Source organism: Dactylosporangium sp. CA-092794, from assembly GCF_050948465.1.
Lineage (GTDB): Bacteria > Actinomycetota > Actinomycetes > Mycobacteriales > Micromonosporaceae > Dactylosporangium.
The window spans coordinates 5,210,112-5,236,704 of record NZ_CP192044.1 but is presented as its reverse complement, the minus strand read 5'-3'; the positions used below and the strand labels follow the sequence as shown (position 1 = coordinate 5,236,704).

The window sequence follows — 26,593 nt, the reverse complement described above, 5'->3', positions numbered from 1 at the left end:
CGTCAGCTCGCGTCGGCGTGGTCGGGCGCCCAGCGTATGACGCCGCCCGGTATCCGGGCCCGGTCCGGCTCGGCGAGCAGCCGCGACGCCGCGAGGTGGTGCTCGTAGAACTCCTCGGACGCGACGGTGGTGCGGCGCAGCCACGCGGCGATCCGCGCGTGCTTCTCCGCGCGGACCTCGCGCGGCAGCTGCTCGTAGGCGACCTGGCGCACCGAGCCGTACCGGAACACGTAGATCTCGCCCAGCGGGTCGTCCTGCACCAGCTGCCGGGGTGCCCGCCGCAGCAGGTCCCGCGTGTCCAGCAGCCGCAGGTGCTCGGTGACGTCCTGCCAGCGACCGCCGCTCATGGCCGCCACGCCGCCGGCGCAGACGATGTCGCCCAGCACGGCCGCGTCCTGCAGGACGGTCTTCGTCCGCGGTGGCAGCGTGTCCAGCCACGCCGCGATCATGCGATGCACGACGAGCGGCAGGTCGAGCGTCCGCACGCCCAGGGCGTCGGCCGGGCGGTTCGGCCCGGCCGGGTAGCGCGCCGCCGACAGGTGCCCGACGTACTCCACCGCGAAGCGCGGGTTGCCGCCGATCAGGCGGATCAGCTCCGGAACGAGGTCGCGCCACTCGGCGCCGCGCCGGCCGGACTCCAGCATCGCGCGCAGCAGGTCCTCGGCGCCGCGGTCGGACAGCGGCCCGAGCGCGACGGTGCACGCGCTGCCGGCCTGCCCGCCGCCCCAGTGCGGGCGCCGGGTCAGCAGCTCGGAGCGGGCCGTCACCAGCACCAGCAGCGGCGCGTCCCGGGCCAGGACGGTCAGGTCGGCGATGTAGTCCAGCACCGGGCCGTCGGCCTTGTGCAGGTCCTCGACCACGATGACCAGCGGCGCCTGGGCGGCGGCCTCCAGGATCAGCCGGTGGCTGCGCATCGGCAGGTCGTGGCGGGCGCCGGCGTCGGCGCCCGGCCGCGCCGGCCCGCGCACCGGGCGCCGCTCCAGCGCCGCGACGATCTCGGCGACCACCGCGTCGAGCGTCCACGCGCCGGGCCGGCGCACCCGCACCTGCACGCACCGGCCCGCGGGCTGCGGCCGGCCCGCCCGGTGCGAGCGCTCCAGCCGGCCGACGAACTCCCGCACCAGGCGGCTGCGCCCGATGCCGGGCTCCCCGACGACCGTGAGCAACTGCGCCCGCCGCCCCCGCCGCACCTCGTCGAACGCGCAGGTCAGCAGCTGCAGCTCGCGGTGGCGCTCGACCAGCATGACCTCGGTGGCCGGTCGCCGCACCGGCAGGTGCAGCAGCACGCCCCCGTCGCCGTCCGGGCTGGCCGCCCGCGGCGCGGCCTCCGCGCGCGGCCAGGCCGCCAGGGTCTTCTCGCAGGCCCGGATCTCGCCGGGCGCGGCGGTGGCGAGCAGCTCCAGTGCCCGGTCGAGCAGTCCCCCGGTGACCTCGACAGCCGCGCCGTCATGGCGGCGCACGAGCGCCTCGCCGCTGGCCACCGCCAGCTGGACGAGCGGACCGGACCCGTCCGGAGGCGCCGCCGCGCCGGCCGTGAGGGCCCAGCACAGGTCCTCCGCCGCGGTGATGGCCAGCTCCGAGTCGTCGTCGGACACCCGCGCGGCACCGAACACCGCGCCGCGGACCGGGCCCACCATGCCGGTCAGCGGCAGCCCTCCGTGCCGGGCGGCGGCCTGCTCCACGCACGCGGAGAGCCACGTCCAGGCGCCGTGGACGGCCTCGGGGTCCGGGTCTTCCGTGCTACCCAGGCCGAGCCGGACCAGCACGACGGTGACCGGCCGGCGCTCGCCGCCCGCCGCTGCGCCGCCCACCGGAATGCCGCCCACCGGAATGCCGCGCGGTCCGGCTCCCTCGGGCTCGTCGGCGCAGGGCCGGTCCCGCGCGGCGGCGGGCGGCGAAGCCCCGGCGGCCGCGGAGGCCGGCCCGCGGCCGCCGGGCACGGCGAGCACGGGATCGTGGGCCAGGATGGCGCGCTCCAGGTCCTGCAGATCCCGGCCGGGGTCCAGGCCCAGCTGCTCGACCAGTGCGGTCTTGGTGCGCCGGTACACGGCCAATGCATCGGCCTGCCGGCCGGCCCGGTACAACGCCAGCATGAGCAGGCCGCACATCCGCTCCCGCACGAGCTCGCGGCCGCCGGTCAGGACGGCCTCGAGCTGGGCCGCCGCCTCCTGGTGCCGGCCGAGCGCGAGCGTGGCCTCGGCGAGATCCTCCACGACGGAGAGCCAGGCGCTCTCCTCCGCCTGCAGTTCCGGCCAGCTGATGCCCTCCTCCACCAGCTCGGCCAGGATCGGCCCGCGGCGCAGGGCCAGCGCCGCCCGCAGCGGCACGGCCGCGCCCGACCAGTCCCCGCGCTCGAACCGGGCCCGGCCCTGGTCGGCGTGCTTGCGGAACCGCCACAGATCGATCCGGTCGGCCGGGACGTCCAGCCGGTACCCCGGCGGGTGGGTGATCAACAGGTCGGCACCCGGTGCGCCCGCCGCGATCATCGCGCGACGCACTCCCGCGACCGCGTTCTGTAACATCTTGCGCGCGGTCGAGGGTGGCCGGCCGCCCCACAGCGCCGCGACGAGGTCGCTGACGGCCACGGCCGCGCCGGGCCGCATCAGCAGATAGCCCAGCACGGCGCGCTGGTGTAAGCCCCGTAGCTGCAGCGGCGCGTGGGTGGAGGCCACCTCCAGAGACCCCATGATCCGGAAGTCGAGGCCGGCCTCCCCGGCCGCCGGCACCATAACATTCGCATCGAAACCCACCGGCGCCACAGAATACATTTGCACCCTCAGCAAATTCGTAGTAGCCAATGTATCTGCATTTCCGGCGCGGCGGGCACAGAGTCTGGTCGAACCGACGATGAGGTGTGACTACCGCCACCCTTGCGCGACGGCGGGCGGACGAACGGCTGGTCGGGTCGTGCTCAGGTCGCCGGTGACCCGCCGCGCCCGCCGGTGGCCATACAGACGACTCCCGGCGTATGCGCCAGGCCATTGTACCGAAATCCAGGAATGGCTACAGATCACTTAGCATCCGTAACAGTCTATTAAATTACACGAGCACGGGCGTGTCGCCGTGATTCGGCGGGCGGCGCCGGCACCCGCCGTTGAATCATTCACCTCACTCAATGAGGTGACCGCTGGTGGCGGGCGTGCTGCGGCCCGGCGTCCCGGAGAACGGTTGACGCTTGATCAGGCCGCGTCGCAGGAGGCTCTCGCCGGTGGCGATCAAGGCGCCCTCGGCGGAGCGCGGCTGCCATCCCAGGACGCGGCGGGCCCGCTCGTTGCTCGGTGGCTTGAACCCGCCGAGCTCGTGCACCATCGGCCGGACCCGCGAGTTCACCAGGGCGAGGGTGCGGACCGCGAAGTCGGGCAGCGCCCGGGTCGCAACGCGCTCGCCCGCGTCGCCGAGGCCGTCCCGGAGACATGACTGTGCGGTGGCGGCCGGCCGAAGTGTCACTTCAGCCGGGCGCCACCGCACATGCCGCACCCGCCAGGTGCCTCGCGGACGCTTACTTGATGTGGTACAGGCGGCGGGCGTTGTCCTGCAGGATCTTCTTGGCGATCGCGGGGTCCAGGTTGCCGACGCTCTGTTCGATCAGCTCACTGGGGCGGGGTGAGGAGGACGCCGGCCCGGGCGACAGGCTGGTGGTGTGCGGGAAGTCGGTCTCGAACATCAACCGGTCGGCATACTGCGGCAGCGACTCCAGCAGGCGCAGGGTCTGATTCTCGAACCAGAAGGTGGCCCACACGTTGTCGAAGAACTTCTCGCTCGGCAGCCGGCGGGACGGGTACTTCGTCGGTCCGGCGGAGTTCTTCCACTGCCAGTCCAGCGACTCCAGCAGGTAGGGCACGTAGCCGAAGCCGCTCTCGACCGAAACGACCTGCAGCCTCGGGAAGCGTTCGAAGACGTCGCTGACCAGCAGGGTGCCGATCGTGTGCATGTTGCTGGAGAACGACACGGCCGAGTCCACGACGTAGGCGCCGACGTGGAAGTTCTCCCGGTTGAGGGACATGAAGGCCATGTCGTCGTTGGTGAAGGCGCCGAGCCCGATGTGCAGGTTCAGCGACACCTCGAGGTCCTGCGCGGCCGCGTAGACCCGGTCCCAGTGCCGGTTGTTGATGCGCGGGTAGCCGAGCACGTGCAGCTTCGCCGCCCAGAGCGCGCCGGCATGGCCGGCCTCGCGGCAACGGGTCATCTCCTGCACGGTGGCGTCGACATCCCAGAACGGCAGCATGGTGATCGGCAGCAGACGCTTCGGGTCGGCGCTGGCGAAGTCGGTGAGGAAGTCGTTGTAGGCGCGCACGCACTCGAGGGCGAGGCGCTGGTCCTGCATGTCGGCGAACATCTGGCTCTCGAAGCCGATGATGTTCGGGTACAGCACCTGGGCGTACAGGCCGTACTCATCCATGATCTTCAGGCGTTCGTGCGCGTTGTGACCGGCCGGATTCGCCTCGTCCAGCGTCGGCGGATACGACGGCACGTGCTCCGGCCACCCGGCGGCACTGTAGTAGCCGACCGGGTTCAGCCATCGGTCGCCCAACCGCCAGCGCTGGACATTCCACGTCGGGTCGAACTCCACGTGTGGAACGTCGTCCTTGCGAGTTGAGGACACTCGCGACGTCCACAGGTCAACGGGCTCGATCACATGAGTGTCCGTGTCGATCACACGGTACCGCTCAGCCAGGGCGGTCATTGGCGCCTCCCTCTCAGTCCTGGGTCCGGCCGACAGTGTATAACAACCTTCCGTTTGGTTGATAGCCCAAACGTCTGGTGGGTACTGGTGAACTCGGCTACTGTGCCCAAGGTGACGGTGCTGCCGCGAATCGGCGTCCAGCTGCCCTATCCGCAGAGCCGGACCACACCGACCCCGGCCGCGACGCTGGCGCTGGCCAAAGCGATCGAGGATGCGGGGTTCGACGGCTGCGCGGTCGCCGACCACCCGTTTCCGCTCGTCGAGGCCGACGGGGCAACGGTGCACCACACCATGGACCCCTTCGTCCAGCTCGCCGCGATCGCCGCCGTCACCTCGCGGCTCCGGCTGATCACGATGGCCGCGGTGCTGCCGTACCGGAATCCGTTCCTGACCGCCAAGGCCGCCGCGAGCCTTGACCACCTCGCCGGCGGGCGGCTGATCCTCGGCGGCGCGACCGGCTACCACGAGCCCGAGTTCCACGCCCTCGGCGCCGACTTCGCCCGGCGCAACGAGCTGACCGACGAGGCGATCGAGGCGATCAAAGCGGCCTGGACCGGCCAGCCCGTCCACGCGCACGTCGCCGGCCGGCAGGTGCGCGGCAACCTCATGCGGCCGGCACCATCCGCCGGCGCCCGGCCGCCGATCTGGATGTGCGGCAACAGCGACCGGGCCATGCGGCGTGCGGTGCGCTCGTGCGACGGCTGGGCGCCCTACGAGGCCGAAGCGCCGGTCGCCGCCGCGACCCGGACGTCCGCCTTCACCGCCGAGACCCTCCCGGAACGCCTCCGGCAGGTTCGCCGGCTGCTCGAGGAATCCGGGCGCGGTGCGGACCGGTTCGACATCTGCGTGCTGCGCGCCAGATTCGACTGGGAAGCTCCGCCCGCGGCCATCCGCGCGGAGCTGGCCTCCCTGGCTGACAACGGCGTCAGCTGGGTGCTGGTGCGGTTGCCCCGGCGGCTCGACCCGGCCGCCGCGACCGGCGCGGTCGGCCGGATGTCGACGCTGCTCGCGGCGGCCAGGTAGGCACGCCCGAAACGGCCGCCGGGTAGGCACGCCCGAAACGGCGGCCGGCTAGGCTAGGCACGCCCGAAGCGGCGATGCGTCATCCGGCCAGCAGGGGCCACAGGCCGTCGGCGCCGGCTCCTGCCGCCAGGGTGCCCAGCTCGATCGCGGTCTGCCCGCCGGTACCCGATTGCCGCGTCCAGGCCCACAGCCGCCGGGTGACGTGGTGCAGCGGATACTCCCGGGTCATCCCCATCGCCCCGTGCGCCTGGTGGGCGGCGCGGGTGCCGATCGTGGCCGCTTCGTCGGCAACGCCCTTCGCGCACAGCACCGCGAACCGCGCGGAGGCGGGGTCGGCCCCGGCCGCGACGATCGCGCCCGCCTGGGCGGCGGCCAGGTCCAGCAGCGCCGACTGCTGGCCGACGTGCACGACGTGTTGCTGCACCGCCTGGAACCGGCCGATGGGGCGCCCGAACTGCACGCGCTGCTCGACGTACGTCGTGGTCAGCTCCGACACGCGCCGCAGGGCACCCGCCATGAGCACGACCCGGGTGAGAGCGGCGCGCACCCAGAACGCCGTCCGCTCGACGCCAGGCCCGGCGGCCGCGACGGCCAACGGTACGGCGTGGTCGAAATGGACGGTGTCGCTGGGCTCGCCGGCCAGGTTCCGATGCCGCTCGATGCGTAACGCGGCCGGATCGAAGACGAACACGGCGCCGCCGGCCAGCACCACCAGCCGCTGCGCCGCGGCTCCCCACGGCACGCGGTGGGCCACGCCGGTGACCCGGTGCCCGTCGGCACGCAGCCCCTCGTCGGCCGTCACCGTCGTGGGTACCCGCTCGATCGGCAGCCCCGCGGCCGCCAGCAGCCAGCCGGCCAGCACGCCGGCCTCCGCGAGCGGCAGCGGGACCGCGTGGCGCCCGGCGAGGCGGAGCACGGCGAGCGCGTCGAGCAGGGTGCCGCCCTCGCCGCCGGCCTGCTCGGGTACCGAGATCCAGGGCAGGCCCATCGTGGCGACCTGCGCCCATATCCCATCGGCCCAGCCGCTCGCCTCCGCGGCCTCGATCACCTCCGGGGTGACGGTCGCGGTGAACAGCTCGTCAACCGCCTCGGTGAGCAGTGCGTCCGTCATCCCAGCAGCCCTTTCGCCGCAACCGAGCGGAGAATCTCGATGGTTCCGCCGCGGATGGTGAGCACCGGGCCGGTGAGGATCGCCTCGCACAGGATCCGCTCGAAGACCGAGGCGGCGTCGGTGACCGGGGCGATCCCGGTGATGTCCAGCAGCGTGGTGACCACGTCCTGCTCGAAGCGGGTACCGAACTCCTTCACCAGTGCCGCCTGGTGGACCGGCGACTCGCCCCGGTCGACCGCCCGGGCGACCGACAGCGTCAGGCCGTACAGCACCCAGTAGGTCGCGACGAGGCGCCCGAGCGCGCGGTGCGCCCGCTGGTCGAGTGCGGCCGGGTCCGTCTCGCGCAGGAACGCCTCGAAGACGGGGTAGGTCGACAGGAAGCGATCCGGGCCGCCGCGCTCGAAGGCCAGCTCCGCGGTGTTCTGCTCCCAGCCCTGGCCGGGCATGCCCAGCAGCATGTCGTCGCCGACCCGCACGTCGGTGAGGACCACCTCGTTGAAGTCGGTCGTGCCGTCGAGCAGTTGGATGCCGCGCACGGCCACGCCGGGCTGGTGCAGGTCGACAATGAACTGGCTCAGGCCCGCATGCCTGTCCGGCTCGTCCGAGGTACGGCACAAGGTGACCATGTAGTCGCTGCGGTGCGCGCCGGTGGTCCACACCTTCGTGCCGTTGATGAGCCACCCGTCGCCGTCGCGGACCGCCCGGGTCCGCACGGCGGCCAGGTCGCTGCCCACGTCCGGCTCGCTCATGCCGATCGAGAAGCTCAGTTCGCCGGCGCAGATGCCGGGCAGGTAGCGGCGCTTCTGCTCCGCGGTGCCGAAGCGGTTGATCATCGGGCCGCTCTGCCGGTCCGCCAGCCAGTGGTGCCCGACCGGTGCGCCCCGGCGCAGCAGCTCGGCGGTGACCACGAAGCGGTCGACCGCGCTGCGCTCGCCACCACCGAACCGCTTCGGCAGCGCCATGCCGAGCCAGCCGCGGGCCCCGAGCTTGCGGGAGAAGTCCCCGTCGGCGGCGCCGTTCATGCCGAGCCCGGGCCGGTAGCCGGGGCCGCCCAGCTCCTCGGCCAGGAACGCCCGGACCTCGGCCTGCAACCGCTGCTCGGCCGGCGTCAACATGGTCGGTACGAACTGGATGCCGGGTGGACCTGACACCAGCGACCACCTCCAGCAAGGGAAGGGATTGCGACAGTACAGGTATACCAAACAAACGGTTGGCGTCGAAGCGGCGGCCGGGTAGTCTGCATCCTCGTGAGCCTCAGTCTCCTCATCGAGATGGCGAGCGCCGGACACGCTGATCGGATCGCGCTCGGTCGCGGCTCCGCCGCGGTCACGTTCGCCGAGCTGTCCGGGCTCGTCGCCGGCGGTGGTGCGGTCCTCGGTGCCCGGGCGGCCGGCACCGCCGTGTTGCTCGCCCGCAACGGCCCGATCCTGCCCCACCTGCTGTTCGCCGCCGCGCACGCCGGCATCCCGTTCGTACCGCTGAACTACCGGCTCAGCGCCGAGCGGATCCATGAGCTGCTCGCCGACCTGGTCGGCCCCGTTGTCGTCGCCGACGACGACTACCTGCCCATCGTGGCCGGTCGGGCGCCGGCGATGAGCGTGGCGCAGTTCGTCGCCGCCGCCCGGGCCGCGGCGGGCAGTGCGGGTCCCGCCGCGCCGGTCGACGACTCGGCACCCGCCGTGGTGCTGTTCACCAGCGGCACGTCGGCGACGAGCAAGGCGGTGCCGCTGCGCCACGAGAACCTGATGTCGTATGTCTTCGCGACGGTCGAGTTCGGCGGCGCGGGTGCGGACGAGGCGGCGCTGGTGACCGTGCCGCCCTACCACATCGCGGCCATCGGCTCGGCGCTGTCCAACCTCTACTCCGGCCGCCGCGTCGTCCACCTGCCGGACTTCGACCCCTCGGCCTGGCTTTCGCTGGTGCGCGAGGAGCGCGTCACCACCGCCATGCTGGTTCCCACCATGCTGCATCGCATCGTCGAGCGGCTGGCCGGGGCACCGGCGGAGGTGCCGAGCCTGCGGCTGATCTCCTACGGCGGGGCGCGCATGCCACAGCCCGTGCTGCTGGCGGCGATGGCCGCGTTTCCCGCGTGCGACTTCGTCAATGCCTACGGCCTGACCGAGACCAGCTCGACCATCGCCCTGCTCGGGCCCGAGGACCATCGGGCCGCCGCCGCTGCCGAGGATCCGCGCATCCGCGCCCGGCTGTCCAGTGTGGGCCGCGCCGTGCCCGGCATCGAGATGCAGATCCGCGACGCGAACGGGCAGGTGCTACCGGCCGGGCGGAGCGGGGAGCTGTGGGTGCGCGGCGCGCAGGTCTCCGGGCAGTACTCCGGCCTGGGCTCCGTGCTGGACGCCGACGGCTGGTTTCCGACCAGGGACCGGGCCTCGTTCGACGCCGACGGCTACCTGTTCATCGAGGGCCGCTCGGACGACACGATCATCCGGGGCGGAGAGAACATCGCCCCGGCCGAGATCGAGGACGTCCTGCTCGGTCATCCTGACATCCTGGACGCGGCGGTTGTCGGCGTCGAGGACGACGAGTGGGGGCAGCGCCTGGTCGCCGCCGTCGTCGCCCGCGACGGCAGCACGGTGGAGGAGACCGCCATCAAGCAGTACGTGCGCGCCCATCTGCGCGGCTCGCGTACCCCTGACGAGGTGGTGTTCCTCGGCGAACTGCCGCACACCCACACCGGCAAGCTGTCGCGGCGCGAGGTGGCCAGGACCGTGGCCGGGTGGCTTGCCGGCACGCCGGAGCAACTCTCGAGAGGGCGGTAATGGAATACACGGTAGGCACGCGGCTGCGCAGCCAGGTCTGCACCACCGAGGTCATCGTCGTCCGGCGGCCCGGGCGGCCGCTGCGACTGACCTGCGGCGGCAGTGACCTCGTCGCCATGGACGCGCAACCACCCGGCGGCACCGGTACGCCCGCGCCGGGCCTCGACACGGGGACGCTGCTGGGCAAGCGCTACACCGCCGCGGCCGACGAGGGGCTGGAACTGCTCGTCACGAAGGCCGGCCAGGGCACCCTCGCCGCCGACGGCGAGGTGCTGGTCGTCAAGACGGCCAAGCCACTGCCCGCCAGCGACTGAGGCCGGCGCCCGTCACGCGGCGGCGTGGTGGGCGACCACCCGGGGCAGCAGCAGCCCAGCCAGCCCCGACAGCGCGGCGGCGACGGCGAAGAAGGCCAGCGACAGCATCACGCCCGACTCTGCGGGCGTCCCGGCGATCGCGGTCGCGCTCAGGATGGTGGCCGTCGCGGAGGTGCCGACGGCGCCGCCGATGCTGCGCACGTTGGCGTTGGTCCCGCTGGCCACGCCGGTCTGCTCCGGGGGTACGACCGCCACGACGAGCAGGGCGAGGGCGGTGAAGGCGAGCCCCAGGCCGATGCCGCACAGCGCCGTGCACAGGCACACCGTCACGAGGTTGTCCCGCGCGACCACGGTCAGGGTGATGCCGAGGCCGTTGATGAGGCCACCGGCGGCGAGCGTGACGCGGTAGCCGATCCTGCGTACCACCGCGCCGCACCCGAGACCCACCAGGAACACCAGCGCCTGCTGCGGCAGCGCCACCAGCGAGGACACGGTGACGGTCAGGCCGAAGCCGTAGGAGGTGCCCGGCGACTGGAGCAGCACCTGGATCACCAGGTTGTTGCCGAACATGGCCGCCCCCAGCAGCAGGGCGGCGAGGTTGGCCACGACGATCGCCCGCCGGCGCAGCATCCGGAGGTCCACCAGCGGCACCCGGGATCTCAGCTCGGCGGTCGCCCAGCCGAGGGCGGCCACCATCCCGACCGGGACCAGGCCCAGCACGTACGGTGAGGACCACCCCCAGGCGTTCCCCTCGCTGATCACCAGCAGCAGCGCAACCAGCCAGGTCGACATCAGCAGGACCGCGCCGATGTTCAGTCCCGCTCCGCCGGTGCGCCTGGTCACCGGCAGCACGAAGGCGGCCGCCACCGCGGAGCCGACGGTCATGGTCATCGGCACCAGAAACAGCCAGACGTAGCCCAGGTGGTCGAGGACCGGCCCGGCGACCGCGGTGCCCAGCCCCGCACCGCCGAAGGCGACGGCGGCCACGACGGTGATCCGGGCGGACACCCGCGCGGGCGGATACGCCGCGCGGATGACACCGAAGGCGAGCGGCAGCACCCCTCCGCCGGCCCCCTGCAACACCCGGGCCGCGATCATCGCCGGCAGGCCCGGCGCCAGCGCCGCCAGCAGGCAGCCCGCCGCCAGCGCCGCGAGGATGCCGAGATAGGTGCGGCGCATACCGTACAGGTCGCCGACGCGGCCCAGCACCGGCGTGGCCACCGAGGCCGACAGCAGGTAGGCGGTGAACACCCAGGTGACCCCGGACGTCGTCGAGTGCAGGTGGACCGCCATCGTCGGCAGCGCCGGGACGACGATGCCCTGCAGCACGGAGAACGACGTCACCGACAGCACCAGCACGGCGCCGAGCAGGTCCACCGGCCGGTGGGCCCCGGCCGTCACGGGGTGGGCCGGCGCGCGAACATGAGTCGGTAGTTCCACCGCGACCACTCGGTGGATGCGACGCACAGGCCCAGGCCGGCCAGCAGCCGCGCCCAGTGGTCGAGCTGGGCGGTCGAGTCCGCTTCGAGCACCAGCACGTCACCGCCCGGCGAAGCGGCGGGATCGGTGAGCCGGCCCTCGCTCGTGCCGGCCCGCGCGCCGGCCACGGCCACGTCGTTGCGCAGCAGGCACGCGCCCGCCAGCCCGGCCGCATACCCCCGCGCGCCGCCGGCGGCCTCGGCCAGGGCGGCCGCGACCGGCGCCGCGGCCAGCTCGGCCGCCGGTACGGCCAGCGGCAGGACCCGGACCACGCCGCCGACGCCCGGGCCGCCCCACCGGCCGGCCACCTCGAACGCGCCCCGCGCCAGCAGCCGGCTGCACGGCGCGGTCGCCCGGGTCAGCGGCGTCGGATTGTCCAGCCGCTCGAGGTAGGCCGGCGAGGTGAGGACCGCGAGACCGGCCACCTCGTACCAGGTGAAGTAGATCGTCTGCGGGCCGCCGCCGACCGACCGGAACCGGCAGCAGCGGACGAAACCGGGGACGGCGAGCCGTTCCGGGACATGCTCGTAGGAGTACCACGAGTTGTACCGCTCGTCGTCGGCCCGGCCGACCGCCATCCAGCCGAGCAGGGCCGCCCGGCCCGGGGCGTCGGGCATCGCAGGCACGGCGCGCTCAGTACCCGTCGGGATTGTTCTGCACGGCCTCGGGTACCTCGAAGCGGAACAGCTCCGAGGCGTTCTGCCACGAGATGCGCCGCGTCGCCTCGGCATCCAGCCGCGCGAGCGACGTCTCGAAGACCGCTTGCGAGTCGGGCCAGGTCGAGTCGGCATGCGGGTAGTCCACCTCGAGCAGGATCCGGTCGATCCCGATCCGGTCGGCCGTCACGAAGGACGACGGGTTGTCCAGGGCGCAGAACCAGAAGTTGCGCTCCAGCGCCTCCAGCGGGCGGATGCCGGCCTCGGCCCACCGCTGCCGCATCTCGGGCTGGCTGCGGCTGAGTGAGTGCTCCAGGCGGTCCTTGAGCCCCACCACCCAGCCGATGCCGCCCTCGGACATCACGATCTTGATGTCCGGGAACCGCACCGGGATGAACGAGTACAGGAAGTCCACCGTGGGCGCGACCGCGTAGGTGCCGAACAGGATGCCGGTCACCGCCATCGGCGCGTCCGGCGCGGTCGCCGGCAGCGAGCCCGCCGACCCGGTGTGGGCGCAGACGACCGTGCCCGTCTCGGCGCACGCCCGCATGATCGGGTCCCAGTGGGTGGTGAACAGCGACGGCAGGCCGAGCCGGTCGGGCGCCTCGGGGAAGGTGATCGCGCGGAACCCGAGTTCGGCGTTGCGCCGCACCTCCTGCGCACCGACCTCCGGGTCCAGCAGCCACGGCAGCTGGCAGGGGATGAACCGCTGCGGCGCGGCGCCGGCCCAGCCTTCCAGGTGCCACTGGTTGTACGCACGGAACACGGCGAAGGCGAGGTCGGCATCGCTGGTCGTCATCTGCAGCCGGGCACCGCCGAAGCCGGCCAGGAACGAGGGGAAGTTCAGCGATGCCCAGGTACCGTCGAGATCCATGTCCGCCAAGCGGGCGTGCACGTCCCAGGCCCCGCGCCGCATGTGCTCGAACCGGGTGGGGTCATAGTCGGACTCTTCGAACGGGCGGCCCACGGTGGCGTTGAAGCCGACGTTCGGCAGGATGTTGCCGTCGTACAGCCACGCCTGGCCGCCGTCGTCGGTGTCGATGACCCGGGGCGCGCGGTCGAGGAACTTCGCGGGGATTCGCCCTTCGAACGTGTCGGGGGGTTCGACCACGTGGTCGTCGACCGAGATGACGGTGTAGCGACGCTTGCGCCGCTCGGGGTCCGGCAGCAGCGTGTGCCGCTTCGCGCCGGTCGCGCCGCGCTTGAATTCCATGAAGCGGTCGATGCTCATGGTCATGGCAGTAAGTCCCCTTCAGAGAGTTCCGGGCGTCAGGCCGATCCGGCCGCCGTCGACCTGCAGGGAGGTACCGTTGACGAACGAGGAGTCGCCGGTGGCCAGGAACAGCGCCACCGTCGCCGCCTCGATCGGCCGGCCTCGGCGCCGCAGCGACGTGGCCGCCGCGAGCGCGTCCTCGTATTCGGAGCTGACCTGGCCGCGCCCCAGGCCGGTGGGGATCCCGCCGGCCACGATGCAGTTGACCCGGATCCCCCAGACGCCGAACTCGTAGGCCATCACGTGCGTCAGCGGGATGATCCCGCCCTTGGACGCCGAGTACAGGGCCGCGTGTGGATTGCCGAGCAGGGCGTCGATGGTGGCGTTGTGGATGACCGATCCGGCGGCCGACCGGCGCAGGCCCGGCAGGAACGCCTGGCTGCAGGCGATGACGCCGGTGAGGTTGACGTCGACGATCCGTCGCCACCGGCTGAAGTCCGTCTCGGCGAGCGGGGTGTCGAAGTCCCCCAGTATGCCCGCGTTGTTGAACAGCACGTCGATCCGGGGGTGTTCGTCGAGGACGGCGGCGGCCACCCGGCCGACCTCGGCCACGTCGCCCACGTCCACCGCGTGGAAGACGGCGGCGCCGGGGCCGAACCGCTTGCCCAGCGCCTCGGCGAGGGCCGCCCCGGCGTCCGCGTCGATGTCCAGGCCGATCACCGTCGCCCCGTGCGCGGCGAACAGTGCCGAGGTGGCGGCGCCGATGCCGTGCCCGCTGCCGGTGATCACCGCCACCTTGCCGCGCAGCCGCCGCGCGGGCTCGACGACCTCGTCGAGCCGGCCCACGAGGTCGAGGGCTACCTGGTCGGCCATCGGCACGGTCAGCGCCTCTCGTCCGCGGTTTCCAGGCCGGACAGGTAGTGCGACTCGATCTCGTCCAGCCGCTCGGCCAGCTCCGACGCGGTGCCGGACATCACCACCCGGCCCCGGCGCAGGACGTAGGCCCGGTCGGCCACCATCAGCGCGGATCGGACCTGCTGCTCCACCAGCAGCACGCCCAGGCCCGCCTGCGCCGCGACGCTGATCCGCTCCAGCAGCCGCTCCACGATCAGCGGGGCCAGACCGAGGGACAACTCGTCGCACAGCAGCACCGCCGGTTCGGCGGCCAGCGCCCGGGCCAGGGAGAGCATCTGCTGCTCGCCGCCGGACAGCAGGCCGGCGCGGCGCTGCGTGAGTGCGCCCAGCGGCGGCATCAGTTCGATGGCGCGGGCCGGATCGCCACGGCCGAGCCGCAGGTTCTCCATCACGGTGAGCTGCCGGAAGATTCCGCGCTCTTCGGGTACGTAGGACAGTCCCCGCCGCACCCGCCGGAACAGCGTGTCGGTGGTCTGCTTCCCGTGCAGGTACACCGCGCCCGCGCTCAGCGGCAGCAGGCCGGCCAGCGCCATCAGCGTGGTCGTCTTCCCGGCACCGTTGGCGCCGAGCAGCGCGACCACCTCACCGCGGCCCACGGTCAGGTCGAGTTCGCGGACCACCGGGATCGCGCCGTAGCCGACCGAGACGCCCCGGGCTTCCAGCACCGCACTGTCGCCGGCCATGTCAGGACCCCTCGACCACGGTGGAGGGCAGCGACCGGCCGGCACCGGTCTGGACCCGCGGCGCGGTACCGCCGCCGGCGCTCGCGCCGAGGTAGGACGAGATCACCTCGGGGTGGCTGCGCACCGCGTTCGGTGTGCCGGTGGTGATTTCGGCGCCGAAGGCGAGCGCCATGACGCGGTCACAGGTGTTCATGACCATCGAGACGTCGTGCTCGATGAGCAGGATTCCCATTCCCCACTCCTTCGCGAGCTGGCGGACGAGGACGGACAGGCGGGCCGTGCTGGTGTCGTCGAGGCCGGCGGCCGGTTCGTCCAGCAGCAGCACCGACGGTCCCAGCGACGCCGCGCGGGCGATGCCCACCAGGCGCCGGATGGCGTAGGGCAGCTGCTCCGGCGACCGGTCCAGCACGTCGGCGAGGTCGAACTGCGCGATGCATGCCTGGGCGACCGGCGGCAGCGGCTCCCGCCGGGGCCAGATCATGTCGCGCAGGTAATGCCGCGTGTGGCACTCCTCCGCCGCCGTGCGCAGGTTCTCCTCGACCGACATGACGCTGAACAGTTCGAGCGACTGCCAGGACCGGGTCAGCCCGGCCCGCGCCCGGCCGCTGGGCGACAGCTTGCGCAGCGGGCGGCCGCCGAGCAGGACCTCGCCCGCCGACGGCCGGACGAAACCGGTGGCGACGTCGATCAAGGTGGTCTTTCCCGCGCCGTTGGGGCCGATCAGCCCGACCACCTCGCCGGGATTGACGACCAGGGTGAGGTCGTTCAGCGCGCGGTTGCCGCCGAAGTACACGGTCACGCCCCGCAGCTCCAGCGTCTGCGGGGTGACGGAGACCGCGGTGCGGGTGGCCGCCGCACCCCCGCCGGCGTCGCTCCCGGTCGCCGGGCCGGGGGCCGCCCGCCAGGGCAGCCGCGGCTCCAGCCACGCGCGCAGCTTCGCGATGAGCTCCACCTGGACGTGCGCGATGCCGTTGGCCGCGTGGATGATCTGCACCAGCAGGAACAGGCCGAGGAACAGCTGCCACTCACTGCTGAGGTCCACGCCGCGCCGGATCAGCCACTCGACGGCGCCGGCGGTGATCAGGATGCCGCCGGTCACGCCGCCGAACACGTAGCCGACGCCACCGATCACCGTGAGCACGACGATGTTGATCGATGTGATCGCGTTGTACCCGCTGAAGTCGACGTGTTGGTTGCGGAATGCCAGCAGCACCCCGCCCAGCGCCGCCATCGCCGCGGCGACGCCGAACGCGTACACCTTCGCCGTCGTGGCGGCGACCCCGACACTGGCCGCCGCCCGTTCGTTGTCGCGCACGGCCAGCAACTGCCGGCCGGCGCGGCCCCGCCGGATGTTGCTGACCACCAGTGCCACCGCCGTGGCGAGCACGATGCAGACGATCGCGTAGCGGTGCGGGTACTCCACCGCGTTGATGTCCAAGCCGAACAGCGTCGGCGGATCGACGTTGGTGCCGAGCGGGCCGCCGGTGTAGTCCACGTTCGCGAGCACGACGCTTTCGAGTACGGCGGAGACACCGAGGGTCGCCACCGCCAGGTTGACCCCGCGGGCCCGCAGCGCGGGCAGCGCGACGATCATGCCGATCGGCACGCTGAGCGCGACGGCCAGCAGCAGCGCGAGGACGAACGGCACGCCGAGCGCGTCGGCGAACCGGCTGGAGATCAGCGCGCCGATGCCGGCCAGCGCGTACTGCGCGAGACTGATCTGGCCGGCGTAGCCGGTCAGCAGGACCACGGACAGGCACAGCACGGAGATGATCGCGGTGAGGGTGACCGCGTCCGCCCATCCGCTCGGCCCGGCGAACAGCACCCCGATGCTGCCGCCGACGGCCACGATCAGCCAGAGCGGGCGGACCCGTCCGCTGCCGACGGCGGGTAGGCGGTCGGCCAGGAAGCTGCGGATCGGGATCGCCTTGCCGCGGATGACGAGCATGAAGACGATGACCAGGAACGGCACCGCGACGTTCCACCCCGGGGTGGAGATCCACCGGGTCGTCTCCGACTGCAGGACTCCGATGATCATCGCGCCGACCAGGGTCAGCGGGAACGAGGCGAAGCCGCCCACCAGCGCCGCCGAGAGCGTCGGGACGATGGCGAGCGTGAGCACGTTCTGGTCCAGACCACCGGACGGAACGAACAGCACGCCCGCCAACCCCGCCAGCCCGCAGCCGATCGCCCAGTTGGCTCCGGCGACCGCCCGCGGCGACCAGCCCTGCCCGGCCAGCGCGTCCTGGTTCTCCCCGGCGGCCGAGGTCGCCAGGCCGAACCGGGTGCGCCGGTACACCACCCAGAGCAGGCCGATCAGGACGACCGCGATGACGAACATCCACAACCGCTCCTGGGAGAGCACGATCGACCCGGTCAGCTGGAAACTGTCGGTCGGCAGAACGGACTCCACCAGCCGGAGCGTGTCGCCGTAGATGACCTGCGCCGCCTGCGACAGGACCGCGACGATGCCCAGGGTCGCGATGACCCGGGCCAACGGCGAGGAGCGTCGCATCGGCCACATCACGGCGTACTCGACGAGCAACCCGCCGAGCGCGCAGACGACGATCGCCGCGGGCACCGAGATCCAGGGCGGCAGATCGCGCAGTTCGTAGTATGTGTAACCGCCGACCAGCGCGAAGCTGCCCTGAGCGAAGTTGACCACCCCGGAGCCGCGGTAGATCACCACGGCTCCGGAGGCGAGCAGCGCGTACACGGCCGCATCGCCGAGGCCGAAGAGCATGAATCTCACCAGATCGGTCATCGATTTCCCTTAGCTCTCCTGGTTGTCCTGCGGGCGGCTCGAGTCAGCTGGTGAGCGCCTGGCCGGTGAAGACGTTGGTGAACTTCACCGGCGGGACGTTCGAGATCACGCCGTCCTTGTACTGCAGCTCGACGACCGTCGGGTTGAAGTCGCGGGTGTAGCCCTCGTACGTCGGTGGCTTGGTGTAGTCCAGCGCCGGGGTGAGCCCCTTGGTGTCGTAGTGGTCGAGCTTCTGGAACGCGGCCAGCACGCTCTCCCGGGTGATCGGTCCGCTGATCGTCTTGGCCACGTCGGCGAACATGTGCACGGAGATCCAGGGGTTGGTGCCCTGCTCGGTGACGTTCGCGTCGGGCTGGTACTTCTTCATGCCGGCGAGGAACGCCTCCCAGCCGGGTCCCTCGTGCGAGAACTCACCGCTGATGATCAGGTTGCCGGCCGCGGCGCCGATCTGGTCCTTGATCTGCTGCGCGGTCAGCACGCTGGACGGGATGACCAGCGGGCCGGTGTAGCCCTGGGCCCGGATCGTCTTGACGAACGCGATCGCCTGCGCCGGCGGCAGGCCGACCTGGATGCCGTCCGGCGCCGACCGGATGATCTCGGCCGAGGTCGCCTGCATGTCCGTCTGGGTGGTAGGCACCAGCACCGGCTTGATGTAGCTGCTGTTCGGGAACGTCGGCATCACGTACTTGCGGATGAACGCATCGGTGTTGGTGCTCGACGGCACGTTCACCGAGACGAACATGACCTTCTTCACGCCCTTGGCCGCCAGCAGCGCGACGCCCGCGGGCACCGAGCCGATACCGCCCGCCTCGACCGGGAACGACATCGGTGACCCGTGCTCGGCCAGGCCGTACATCTTGACCCCGATGGCCGGCATCTTCGCCTGGTTCTGCACCGCGTACTGCTGGTCGGTGTAGCCGTACAGCGCGTTGCCGACCGTGGCGACCTGGTCCTTGTCCCCCACGGCGGTGCGGGCACAGGCGCCGGCGAGGTTCGCGTCCGCCTTCGCGTCGCAGACCGTCAGCTCCAGCTTGCGGCCGTTGACGCCGCCGTTGTCGTTGACGTCGGAGACGGCCGCCTTCGCGCCGGGAATGCCCTCGGCGCCGGGCGTGCCCGGCCCGGTACCGGTGATCATCGTGATCTTGATGGGGTCCGACGAGGAGGTCGAACCGCCGCCACCACCGGTCGTTTTGTCATCGGACGAACCGCACGCCGCTAAGACGAGGGCGCTGGCCGCGGCCACGCCCGCCAGCCACAGCCGGTGGCCTCTGTCAACTCGCATCTGAAATAGCCCTTCTCACGAATGGTCTGCTCGGTGTTGTCAGCGAGCTGCCTGGCCGACGCCGGATCCGCGGCGCACAGCAGTCGCCGTATGGGGTGTCTGTTCGGTTGTCAGGAAACGCGCACCGACAGCTGCGACGGGCCGGCCAGCACGACGTTGGGTCGCCACCGCAGCCCGACCGGGTCGAGTTCGAGATTCGGCAGGCGCTTGGCCACTACGCTGAAGGCGGTCTGCATCTCCAAGCGGGCCAGCGGCGCACCGAGGCAGAAGTGCGCGCCGTGGCCGAACGCCAGGTGCGGTGGTCCCGCCCGCCGGATGTCGAGCCGGTCCGGGTCGGGGAAGTGCTGCTCGTCCCGGTTGGCCGAGGCGACCATGAGGTACACCGCGTCGCCCCGCCGCACCTGCCGGTCGCCGATCCGCATCTCGGCCAACGCCCAGCGGTTGCGCGGCCGCTTGACCGGGCTGGTCCAGCGCAGGATCTCCTCGACGGCCGGCTTGACCAGCCCGTCGGGGTCGCCGCACAACAGCTCGTACTGGTCGCGCTGCTGCAGCAGGCCCAGCATGCCGCCGGACAGGCCGTTGACCGTCGTCTCGTGCCCGCCGATGACCAGCTCCATGCTGATCGCCGCGAGCTGCGCGGCCGACAGCTGCAGCGTTCCGGAGTCGGCCGCCTGGACGACCAGGCTGATGAAGTCGTCCCGGGGCCGGGCCCGGCGATCGGCGCACTGCTCCTGGAAGTACTCGCGCATCGCCAGCGCCGCGCGCGACCCGGTCCGGGCGACCTCGTCGTCGGCCGGGTCGGCGATGGCCGCCATGAAGTCGCGCGACAGCCGGCCGAACATCTTGCGGTCCGCGCTCGGCACGCCGAGCAGTTCGCAGATGACGATGATGGGCAGCGGGAAGGCCAGCCCGGCGACGAAGTCGAACCCGTCGTCGCCCGCTTCCAGCGCCTCGTCCAGCAGTTCGCCGGCCAGCTGGCCGATCCGCGGTGCGAGCGCCTGGATGGACCGGTTGGTGAAGCCCTTGAGCAGCAGGCGGCGGATCGGGGCGTGCTCCGGTTCGTCGGTCGCGCCGAGCCACTGGTCGAAGATCTCGATCGCCGGCTTGAACGCCGCCGGGAACTCCTCCTGCATCCCGACCGACTTGGGGTTGATGTGCAGGTCGGGGTTGAGCAGGTGCTGCTTGCAGTCGTCGTAGCCGAAGACGAACCACGCGCCGGGCAGCAGCGGGTTGGCGGCCTGCCCCCAGTGCACGGGGTCGGCTTGGCGGTAGCGCGCGTAGATGGGCCACGGGTCGTCCTGCAGCCGCGGGTTGTTCGGCTCGTAGCGCTCGAGCTGGTCCAGGTTGGCGGTCATGGTCGGACTCCCGAGAACTGAGTGGTGTGCAGGTGGCCGCCGATCGACGACTGCGTCTCGTCCGTCTGTGCCGCCAGCGCCACGGCCTCCTGGGGCTCGCCGCGCAGCGCCGCGAGCACGGCGCTGATGCGCTGGTCGACCCCGGCGTAACGCTCCGGGTGGGTGAAGATGTAGAACTTCCCGGCCTCGATCCCGGCGAGCACCTGCCGCGCCACATCGGCGGGCGGGCGCATGCCGGCGCTCAGCGGCGCCTCGTCGTCGCCGAGGTCGGTGCGGATGTCGCGGGACAGCCGGGTGGCCACGCCACCGGGCAGGACGACACTGACGCCCACCGCGGCCCGCACGGCGGCCAGGTCCATCGCCAGCGTCTCGGAGACCGCCACCACCGCCGACTTGCTCGCGTTGTACGCGGCGATCCCGGGACGGGGCAGCAATGCCGCGATGGACGCCACGCTGACCACGTGAGCGGGTCGCCCGTCGGCCAGCATGCGCGGTACGAAGGCGTGGATGCCGTTGACGACCCCGCCGAGGTTGACGCCGATGACCCGCTGCCACTGCTCCGGTGTGCGTTCCCAGGTCAGCGCCGCGTCGAGCACGCCGGCGTTGTTGCAGAGCACCTCGACGCCGCCGTACGTGCGCCAGGCCAGCTCGGCCAGCGCCCGCACCGCCGCCGGGGACGCCACATCGGTTACCGCACCGACGACCGCGGCGCCTTCGGCGCGCAGCGCGTCGACCTCGTGGTCCAAGCGCTGCGCGTCGACGTCGGCGAGCACGAGCCGCGCCTGCCGCGCGAGGAGTTCGCGGGCGAGGGCGCGACCGATGCCACTGGCGGCACCGGTGACCACGGCGACTGTTCCGGGAACGATACGCATCGCGGTCAGGCGGGCCGGAGGACGTCGGTACGGGTGAACTCGGACTCGAACTGCGCCGGCAACGGCGTGCGGATCGTGTCGATGTCCAGGCCGGTCTTGGCCACGAGCGGGGCGAGGGCGTCGACGTCGAACCGGAAGACCCGGGCGGCGGTACCGCCCAGGAAGGCGCGCGTCTCGTCCTCCGGCATGTCGTTCACGCCGACGGTCGCCTGCAGGTAGTGGGTCGTGTTCGTGAAGGTGCCCTCGGGGTGCGGGAAGTCGGCGCCGAACATCATGTTGTTCACGCCGATCTCGTGGCGGCAGGCGAGGTCGTGGCGCGAGAGGATCGACGAGCCGGTGTAGCACTGGCGCTTCCAGTACTCACTCGGCAGCCGCGGCACGACCTTCTTGATGTCGTCCCGGTACTTGCCGAACTGGTAGGAGTGGTCCATCTTGGCCAGCACCGACGGCACCCAGTCGCTGTGCTGCTCGGTGAAGACGAGCGTCAGTCCCGGGTGCCGCTCGAGCACCCCGCTCCACAGCAGCCACCACAGCGGGCGGTGCGCCATGAAGGGGAACTCCATCGTGCCGACGCGGATGCGCACCTCCATCGGCACGCCCTCGATCTGCGGGCCGAATCCGGGTGAGAAACCGATGCCGCCGTGGAAGTTGAGCACCAGGCCGGTCTCCTCGCACGCCTTCCAGAACGGCACGTAGACCGGGTCCCAGAACTTGGGTACGTCGTTTTCCACGCCCGGCATGACCAGTCCGCGGAAGCCGTGCTCGGCGCACCAGTAGACGTCCTTGACCGCCTCGTCGATGTCGCACAGCGTCACGATCCCCTGGGCCGCGAACCGCTGCGGATGGGCGGAGATGAAATCGGCCAGCCATCGGTTGTAGGCCCGGCCGCCGGCCAGTTGCTCGTCCGGTGGGCTGTACACCCGCTCGTGGCCGATGCCCGCCGCGCCGAACGGCGCGCCGTCGGGGAACAGCACCTCGGCCACGATGCCTTCGGCGGCCAGCTCCTTCACGCGCAGGTCGGCGTCCCACCGCCCGTTGATGATGCCGGTGTCGTAGAGCTTCTTCTTCCACGGATCCACCACGACCGGGTCGAAAAACAGGAAGAAGTCGATGCTGACCCGGGCGTGCGCGGCCAGCTGCTCCTCGAACGCCGGCAGGAACTTCTTCTCCAGATAGGGCCGGTACGCCTCCATCGGCGGCGCGGCGTGCCCATCAACCGAGATGATCATCGTGTTGTTGCCCATCGAGGCTCCTTCATCAGAGTGGTCCGAGCCTTGCTGCGCGTGGGTGGCGGCCCTGTGAGCCCCATCACCCAACCAACCGTTTGCTTACCTTAGACATCGTGTTACGGGAGCGTCAATACTGTTGTCGTGGGGTAATCGGCCGGTGATGGGCTCGCCCCCCGGCTCCACCATCGACAGAGCACGTGACCTCGGTAGGACGCCGTGACCGCACGGACGGCGGCGTCGGATTCAGGAGCGCCCGTCATGCCGGAGTTCGCCCGCACCACCACACAGATGCAGCGCCGCCGCCGGTCCATCGCCATGGACGAGGCCGAACTCGACGCCTTCCTGCACGCCTGCCTGACGTGCCGGCTGGCCACCTACGGCGGGAGCGGCTTTCCCCATGTCAGCCCGGTCTGGTTCGTCTGGCACGACAACGCTGTCTGGATTTCATCGCTGGTGCGCAGCCAGCGCTGGGTCGACATCGCCGCCTCCCCGCGCGTGTCGGCCGTGTTCGACACCGGCGAGCGGTACGGCCAGCTGCGCGGTGTGCGCATCGACGGCATCGCCACGCCCGTCGGCGACATCCCCCGGACCGCCCGCGAGGATCCGCGGGTGGCCGAGCCGGAACGCCTGCTGACGCACAAGTACACCGAGCGCGGCGACCCCAAACCGGACGGCCGTCACGCCTGGCTGCGCATCGATCCCGTGAAGATCAGCAGCTGGGACCACAGCAAGATCGCGGCGGCCCGAGCGGCCAAACGCGCGGCGGCACGGTCAGACGGAGCGGAGCAGTAGCACGGGCGGCAGCCCGTGTGGTCAGGCGGCGGCCCGCGGCCCGACGACGATGTGCAGCTCGTCGACGCCGAACAGGTGCCCCAGGTGCTGCCGCAACGGATAGGAGTCGTCGAGGTGGAACTCGGGCATCAGCTCCACGATCGCCTCGAGCGCGAGCCGCAGCTCCATCCGGGCCAGGTGCGAACCGAGGCATCGGTGCGCGCCGGCCCCGAACGAGATGTGCCGGTTGTGCTCGCGTTCGAAGTCGACGGCCTCGGGATGGTCGAATGCCCGCTCGTCCCGGCCGGCCGAGGTGGTCAGCAGCAGGACGGTGTCTCCCGCCCGCAGGCTGGCCCCGTCCAACTCGACATCCCTGGTGACCGACCGCCCGGGATTGACGATCGCGAACATCCGCAGCAGCTCCTCGACGGCGCTCGGCATCAGGTCCGGCCGCTCGACGAGCTGACGCAGATGGCCGGGGTGTTCGGCCAGGAAGTGGATGGACCGGGACAGTGTCTGGGTCACCGTGTCCAGCCCCGCGATCACCAGGAATGCGCACACCCGGAGCATCTCGTCACGGGTGTACGGCCGGTCGCCGACCCGGGCCCGCAGGATCCCGGAGAGGAAGTCGTCGGGCGGGTCGTCCGCCGCCGCCCGCTCGTCCAGCAACCGGTTGAAGTAGGCGACGATCGCCGGGAACACCGTGCTGGCCAGCTCCGCTCGCGCCTGCTCGTCCGCGATCGCCCGCACCAGCGTGTGCTCCCAGCTGACCAGCTGGTCGAGGTCCTCCACCGGTGCGCCCAGCAGCAGCAGGAAGGTGACGCAGGGAAACGGCCCGGAGAACTGGGAGACGACCTCTCCCCCGCCACGTGCGACGAATGGTCGCAGAAACTCACGCGCCCGCAGCGCCGTCCGGTCCTCGACCGCCTTCACCGCGCGCGGAGAGAACAACACGTTGAGGTCGCGGCGGTAGTCGGTGTGTGCCGGCGGGTCGACCGCCATCGGCAGCCAGCTGGGCCGGTCCGGGTTGGCCGGGATGCTCACTCCGCGGGCCACGCTGAATGTGCCGGCGTCCTTGAGACAGTGCACCACGTCGTCATGCCGCGACACCGCCCAGAACCCGTTGTCCGCGTTGCTGTGTGCGACCGGGCACAGGTCCCGCATCTGGGCGAACAGATCGTAGATCTCGTCCACCAGCGAGTTGTCGTGGATGCTGAAGGTGGCTAGCCGCTCCCGCACCTGCTCGGCGGCCGCGGGGTCAGCAGTCGAGGTCATCGTTGACCTCCTTCCTCACATCTGGTTGGGGAGAACGGAAATGGCGAGCTCGGGGCAGTCCAGCACCGCGCCCTGCGCCACCGCCGGCGGCACCGCGAGGTCACGCACCTGGCCGTAGCCTTCGTCGTCGGCCTCGAACAGGTCGGGGTTGAGCGCGTAACAGCGGCCGTGCCCCTGGCACTTGGCGCGGTCGATCGCGACCCGCACCGACGAGGTGACCTCAGACGATGACACTGCGAATCACTTCTCCTGCCTGCATGGCCCGGAAGGCGTCGTTCACCTCGTTCAGCTGTATCTCCCGGCTCACCAGCGACTCGAGGTCCAGGCGCCCGGCGTCGGCGAGGCTGACCAGCCGCGGGAAGTCCCGGCGGACCTGGGTGGAGCCGTACATGCAGCCCAGGATCTTGCGCTCGGAGGCGAACAGCGCGGCCGCCGGGAAGGTGACGGTGGCGGTCGCCGGGTGCATGCCGACCACCACGACCGCGCCGCCGCGGCGGGTGGCGTTGAACGAATCGAGGATCAGCTGCGGAACCCCGGCCGCCTCGAAGGCGTAGTCGACCCCTCGGCCGTCGGTGAGCTCGACCAGCCGTGCCGGCACGTCACCGGTCGACGGATCGAGCGATTCGGTCGCGCCCAGCGCGTGGGCCGTCTGGCGCTTGAGCGGCACGGGATCGACGGCGATGATGCGCGCCGCGCCGGCGATCCGCGCACCCTGGACGATCGCCTGGCCGACGCCGCCGCAGCCGAAGACGGCGACGGTCGCGCCGGGCGCGACCCGGGCGGTGTTGAGCGCGGCCCCCACCCCGGTGGCCACGCCGCAGCCGATCAGCGCCAGCTGGGCGGCCGGGCGGTCCGACCGCACCGGGACCGCCATCGTCTCCTCGGCGATCAGCTCGTCCGCGAACGCGCCGAGGCCCGCCATGGCGTGCAATCCGTCCCCGGACGGGGTGTGCGCGCGGACGGCCACGCTGCGCTCGGCGGTCGGTATCGACTCACACAGGTTCGTCATGTCGCGCACGCAGAACCAGCACGCGCCGCACGCCGGCGTGAAGGAGGTGATCACCCGGTCGCCCACGCGGACCTTGCCGACGTCGCGCCCGACCTCGATGACCGTGCCGACGGCCTCGTGACCGAGGATCATCGGCAGCGGCATCGGTGTCGAGCCGTTGGCCACGCTCAGGTCCGAGTGACAGACCCCGCTCGCGTCCACGCGCAGGCGGACCTGGCTCGGTGCGAGGTCAGCGCCGCGCAGCCCGGACTCGATGCTCAACGGTGCGCCGACCTCGTGAAGGACCGCTGCGCGCATCACTCCTCCGCACCTGCCTACCGTCTGTTTGGTGACAACCGTAGGTTGGCTCCCGGATGATGTCAACCGCCTCAGCAACGGTGCGGCAACCTCCCCGTAACGAAGCCAGGAGCCCCCACGAGCCGCAATCCACCGGTCGCGACGGTATGCTCCGTGCGTGGTGACGGACGAACCCCACACACACATCGGCGAAGATCGGGCACTATGACCACACGCAAACCCCGGGCGACCCGACCGGTCGAGCAACCCCGAAGGTCAGACCTGCTGGACGCGGCGGAGCGGGTCTTCCACCGGCGCAGCTACGCCGGTGCGAGCATGCAGGAGATCGCGGACGAGTTCGGCGTCCTGAAGGGCAGCCTGTACCACTACGTGCGCTCCAAGGAAGAGCTGCTGCTGGAGGTCGAGGAGCGCGCGCACCACAAGATTCTCGGGCGGATGCAGTCCACCATCGGCCAGACCGACGACGAGATCGGCCGCATCTGGCTGTACATCTACACGATGGTGCACACGCTGGCCGAGGAGCCCGCGATCGGCGGCCTGGCCAAGGCCGCGCTGGAGCTGCCGCCGGGCAAGGGCCGGCGGCGCATCCTGAGGGAACGCAAGAAGTTCGAGGATCTGCTCCTCGGCCTGCTCGAAGACGCCCAGGCGGCCGGGCGGCTGAGCAAGACGCTGAACCTGCAGATCACCGCCTACGGGATTCTCGGCATGGCGCAGTCGACAGACCTCTGGTACAAGCCCGAAGGCAGCGTGCCGCCCCACGAGATCGCCCGCATTCTCACCGATCTGCTGGTGTCCGGCCTCGTCTCGGATGGCGCCTTCGACTCGAGCGCGCTGGCCAACCCGATCGCCGACCAGCGCACCGCGCCCGACTGAGGCGGGCTTCC

Annotated in this window: 23 protein-coding genes; 5 read left to right on the top strand and 18 right to left on the bottom strand. The window is 71.6% G+C overall.

Annotated features, from left to right (window positions below; translation table 11 throughout):
- Positions 1 to 2: 2 nt before the first annotated feature.
- From ACQPXD_RS22605 to ACQPXD_RS22595, 3 genes are all read right to left on the bottom strand, one after another.
- A complete protein-coding gene (locus ACQPXD_RS22605; RefSeq protein ID WP_432841607.1) occupies positions 3 to 2,687 on the bottom strand; it encodes a BTAD domain-containing putative transcriptional regulator in 2,685 nt (894 codons plus the stop codon).
- Between the two features lie 421 nt (positions 2,688 to 3,108).
- Positions 3,109 to 3,447 (bottom strand): hypothetical protein, encoded by a 339-nt coding sequence (locus ACQPXD_RS22600; RefSeq protein WP_432841605.1) that lies wholly within the window; start codon positions 3,445 to 3,447, stop codon positions 3,109 to 3,111.
- A 52-nt stretch (positions 3,448 to 3,499) separates the two neighbouring features.
- The gene (locus ACQPXD_RS22595; protein WP_432841603.1) at positions 3,500 to 4,684 is read right to left on the bottom strand and encodes an amidohydrolase family protein; all 1,185 of its coding nucleotides are present in this window, start codon (positions 4,682 to 4,684) and stop codon (positions 3,500 to 3,502) included.
- A gap of 111 nt (positions 4,685 to 4,795) precedes the next feature.
- On the opposite strand from ACQPXD_RS22595, the gene ACQPXD_RS22590 reads away from it, so the two are divergent.
- Complete coding sequence (locus tag ACQPXD_RS22590; protein ID WP_432841601.1) at positions 4,796 to 5,707, top strand: TIGR03619 family F420-dependent LLM class oxidoreductase; 912 nt, start codon at positions 4,796 to 4,798, stop codon at positions 5,705 to 5,707.
- 79 nt (positions 5,708 to 5,786) lie between these two features.
- Here the strand turns inward: ACQPXD_RS22590 and ACQPXD_RS22585 are convergent, their stop codons facing one another.
- Positions 5,787 to 6,818, bottom strand: coding sequence for an acyl-CoA dehydrogenase family protein (locus ACQPXD_RS22585; protein ID WP_432841599.1), 1,032 nt, complete (start codon positions 6,816 to 6,818; stop codon positions 5,787 to 5,789).
- A complete protein-coding gene (locus ACQPXD_RS22580) occupies positions 6,815 to 7,969 on the bottom strand; it encodes an acyl-CoA dehydrogenase family protein (protein ID WP_432841597.1) in 1,155 nt (384 codons plus the stop codon). The genes ACQPXD_RS22585 and ACQPXD_RS22580 overlap by 4 nt, the downstream gene beginning before the upstream one ends.
- A gap of 96 nt (positions 7,970 to 8,065) precedes the next feature.
- Here ACQPXD_RS22580 and ACQPXD_RS22575 point away from each other — a divergent pair, with 96 nt between their 5' ends.
- Both ACQPXD_RS22575 and ACQPXD_RS22570 read left to right on the top strand, forming a co-directional pair.
- Entirely contained in the window at positions 8,066 to 9,595 is a 1,530-nt protein-coding gene (locus tag ACQPXD_RS22575; protein ID WP_432841595.1) for a class I adenylate-forming enzyme family protein, read from the top strand.
- The gene (locus ACQPXD_RS22570; RefSeq protein WP_432841593.1) at positions 9,595 to 9,909 is read left to right on the top strand and encodes a hypothetical protein; all 315 of its coding nucleotides are present in this window, start codon (positions 9,595 to 9,597) and stop codon (positions 9,907 to 9,909) included. Before ACQPXD_RS22575 ends, ACQPXD_RS22570 begins: the two co-directional genes overlap by 1 nt.
- A gap of 12 nt (positions 9,910 to 9,921) precedes the next feature.
- Here ACQPXD_RS22570 and ACQPXD_RS22565 read toward each other — a convergent pair whose 3' ends face one another.
- The 10 genes from ACQPXD_RS22565 to ACQPXD_RS22520 form a co-directional block, all read right to left on the bottom strand.
- Entirely contained in the window at positions 9,922 to 11,310 is a 1,389-nt protein-coding gene (locus ACQPXD_RS22565; RefSeq protein ID WP_432841591.1) for an MFS transporter, read from the bottom strand.
- Complete coding sequence (locus ACQPXD_RS22560; RefSeq protein WP_432841589.1) at positions 11,307 to 12,014, bottom strand: hypothetical protein; 708 nt, start codon at positions 12,012 to 12,014, stop codon at positions 11,307 to 11,309. Before ACQPXD_RS22560 ends, ACQPXD_RS22565 begins: the two co-directional genes overlap by 4 nt.
- A gap of 7 nt (positions 12,015 to 12,021) precedes the next feature.
- The gene (locus ACQPXD_RS22555; RefSeq protein ID WP_432841587.1) at positions 12,022 to 13,275 is read right to left on the bottom strand and encodes an amidohydrolase family protein; all 1,254 of its coding nucleotides are present in this window, start codon (positions 13,273 to 13,275) and stop codon (positions 12,022 to 12,024) included.
- A gap of 21 nt (positions 13,276 to 13,296) precedes the next feature.
- Positions 13,297 to 14,130, bottom strand: a complete 834-nt coding sequence (locus ACQPXD_RS22550; RefSeq protein WP_432841585.1) for an SDR family NAD(P)-dependent oxidoreductase — start codon at positions 14,128 to 14,130, stop codon at positions 13,297 to 13,299.
- A gap of 8 nt (positions 14,131 to 14,138) precedes the next feature.
- Complete coding sequence (locus tag ACQPXD_RS22545) at positions 14,139 to 14,855, bottom strand: ABC transporter ATP-binding protein (RefSeq protein WP_432841583.1); 717 nt, start codon at positions 14,853 to 14,855, stop codon at positions 14,139 to 14,141.
- 1 nt (position 14,856) lies between these two features.
- Positions 14,857 to 17,619 (bottom strand): ABC transporter permease subunit, encoded by a 2,763-nt coding sequence (locus ACQPXD_RS22540; protein ID WP_432841581.1) that lies wholly within the window; start codon positions 17,617 to 17,619, stop codon positions 14,857 to 14,859.
- Positions 17,620 to 17,662: 43 nt separating this feature from the next.
- On the bottom strand, positions 17,663 to 18,901 hold the full coding sequence (locus tag ACQPXD_RS22535) for an ABC transporter substrate-binding protein (RefSeq protein WP_432841579.1): 1,239 nt from the start codon (positions 18,899 to 18,901) through the stop codon (positions 17,663 to 17,665).
- A 110-nt stretch (positions 18,902 to 19,011) separates the two neighbouring features.
- The gene (locus ACQPXD_RS22530) at positions 19,012 to 20,256 is read right to left on the bottom strand and encodes a cytochrome P450 (RefSeq protein WP_432841577.1); all 1,245 of its coding nucleotides are present in this window, start codon (positions 20,254 to 20,256) and stop codon (positions 19,012 to 19,014) included.
- Positions 20,253 to 21,128: an SDR family NAD(P)-dependent oxidoreductase gene (locus ACQPXD_RS22525; protein ID WP_432841575.1), complete on the bottom strand. Its 876-nt coding sequence runs from the start codon at positions 21,126 to 21,128 to the stop codon at positions 20,253 to 20,255. Before ACQPXD_RS22525 ends, ACQPXD_RS22530 begins: the two co-directional genes overlap by 4 nt.
- A gap of 5 nt (positions 21,129 to 21,133) precedes the next feature.
- Positions 21,134 to 22,372, bottom strand: coding sequence for an amidohydrolase family protein (locus ACQPXD_RS22520; protein ID WP_432841573.1), 1,239 nt, complete (start codon positions 22,370 to 22,372; stop codon positions 21,134 to 21,136).
- Between the two features lie 243 nt (positions 22,373 to 22,615).
- Here ACQPXD_RS22520 and ACQPXD_RS22515 point away from each other — a divergent pair, with 243 nt between their 5' ends.
- Positions 22,616 to 23,149 (top strand): pyridoxamine 5'-phosphate oxidase family protein, encoded by a 534-nt coding sequence (locus ACQPXD_RS22515; RefSeq protein WP_432841571.1) that lies wholly within the window; start codon positions 22,616 to 22,618, stop codon positions 23,147 to 23,149.
- Positions 23,150 to 23,170: 21 nt separating this feature from the next.
- On the opposite strand, the gene ACQPXD_RS22510 is transcribed toward ACQPXD_RS22515, so the two are convergent.
- The 3 genes from ACQPXD_RS22510 to ACQPXD_RS22500 are packed head-to-tail and all read right to left on the bottom strand — an operon-like array spanning position 23,171 to position 25,709.
- Positions 23,171 to 24,403, bottom strand: a complete 1,233-nt coding sequence (locus ACQPXD_RS22510) for a cytochrome P450 (RefSeq protein ID WP_432841569.1) — start codon at positions 24,401 to 24,403, stop codon at positions 23,171 to 23,173.
- Positions 24,404 to 24,418: 15 nt separating this feature from the next.
- Positions 24,419 to 24,637: a ferredoxin gene (locus ACQPXD_RS22505; RefSeq protein ID WP_432841567.1), complete on the bottom strand. Its 219-nt coding sequence runs from the start codon at positions 24,635 to 24,637 to the stop codon at positions 24,419 to 24,421.
- Positions 24,624 to 25,709, bottom strand: a complete 1,086-nt coding sequence (locus ACQPXD_RS22500; RefSeq protein WP_432841565.1) for a Zn-dependent alcohol dehydrogenase — start codon at positions 25,707 to 25,709, stop codon at positions 24,624 to 24,626. Before ACQPXD_RS22500 ends, ACQPXD_RS22505 begins: the two co-directional genes overlap by 14 nt.
- A 204-nt stretch (positions 25,710 to 25,913) precedes the next feature.
- On the opposite strand from ACQPXD_RS22500, the gene ACQPXD_RS22495 reads away from it, so the two are divergent.
- Complete coding sequence (locus ACQPXD_RS22495) at positions 25,914 to 26,582, top strand: TetR/AcrR family transcriptional regulator (RefSeq protein ID WP_432841563.1); 669 nt, start codon at positions 25,914 to 25,916, stop codon at positions 26,580 to 26,582.
- Positions 26,583 to 26,593: the final 11 nt, after the last annotated feature.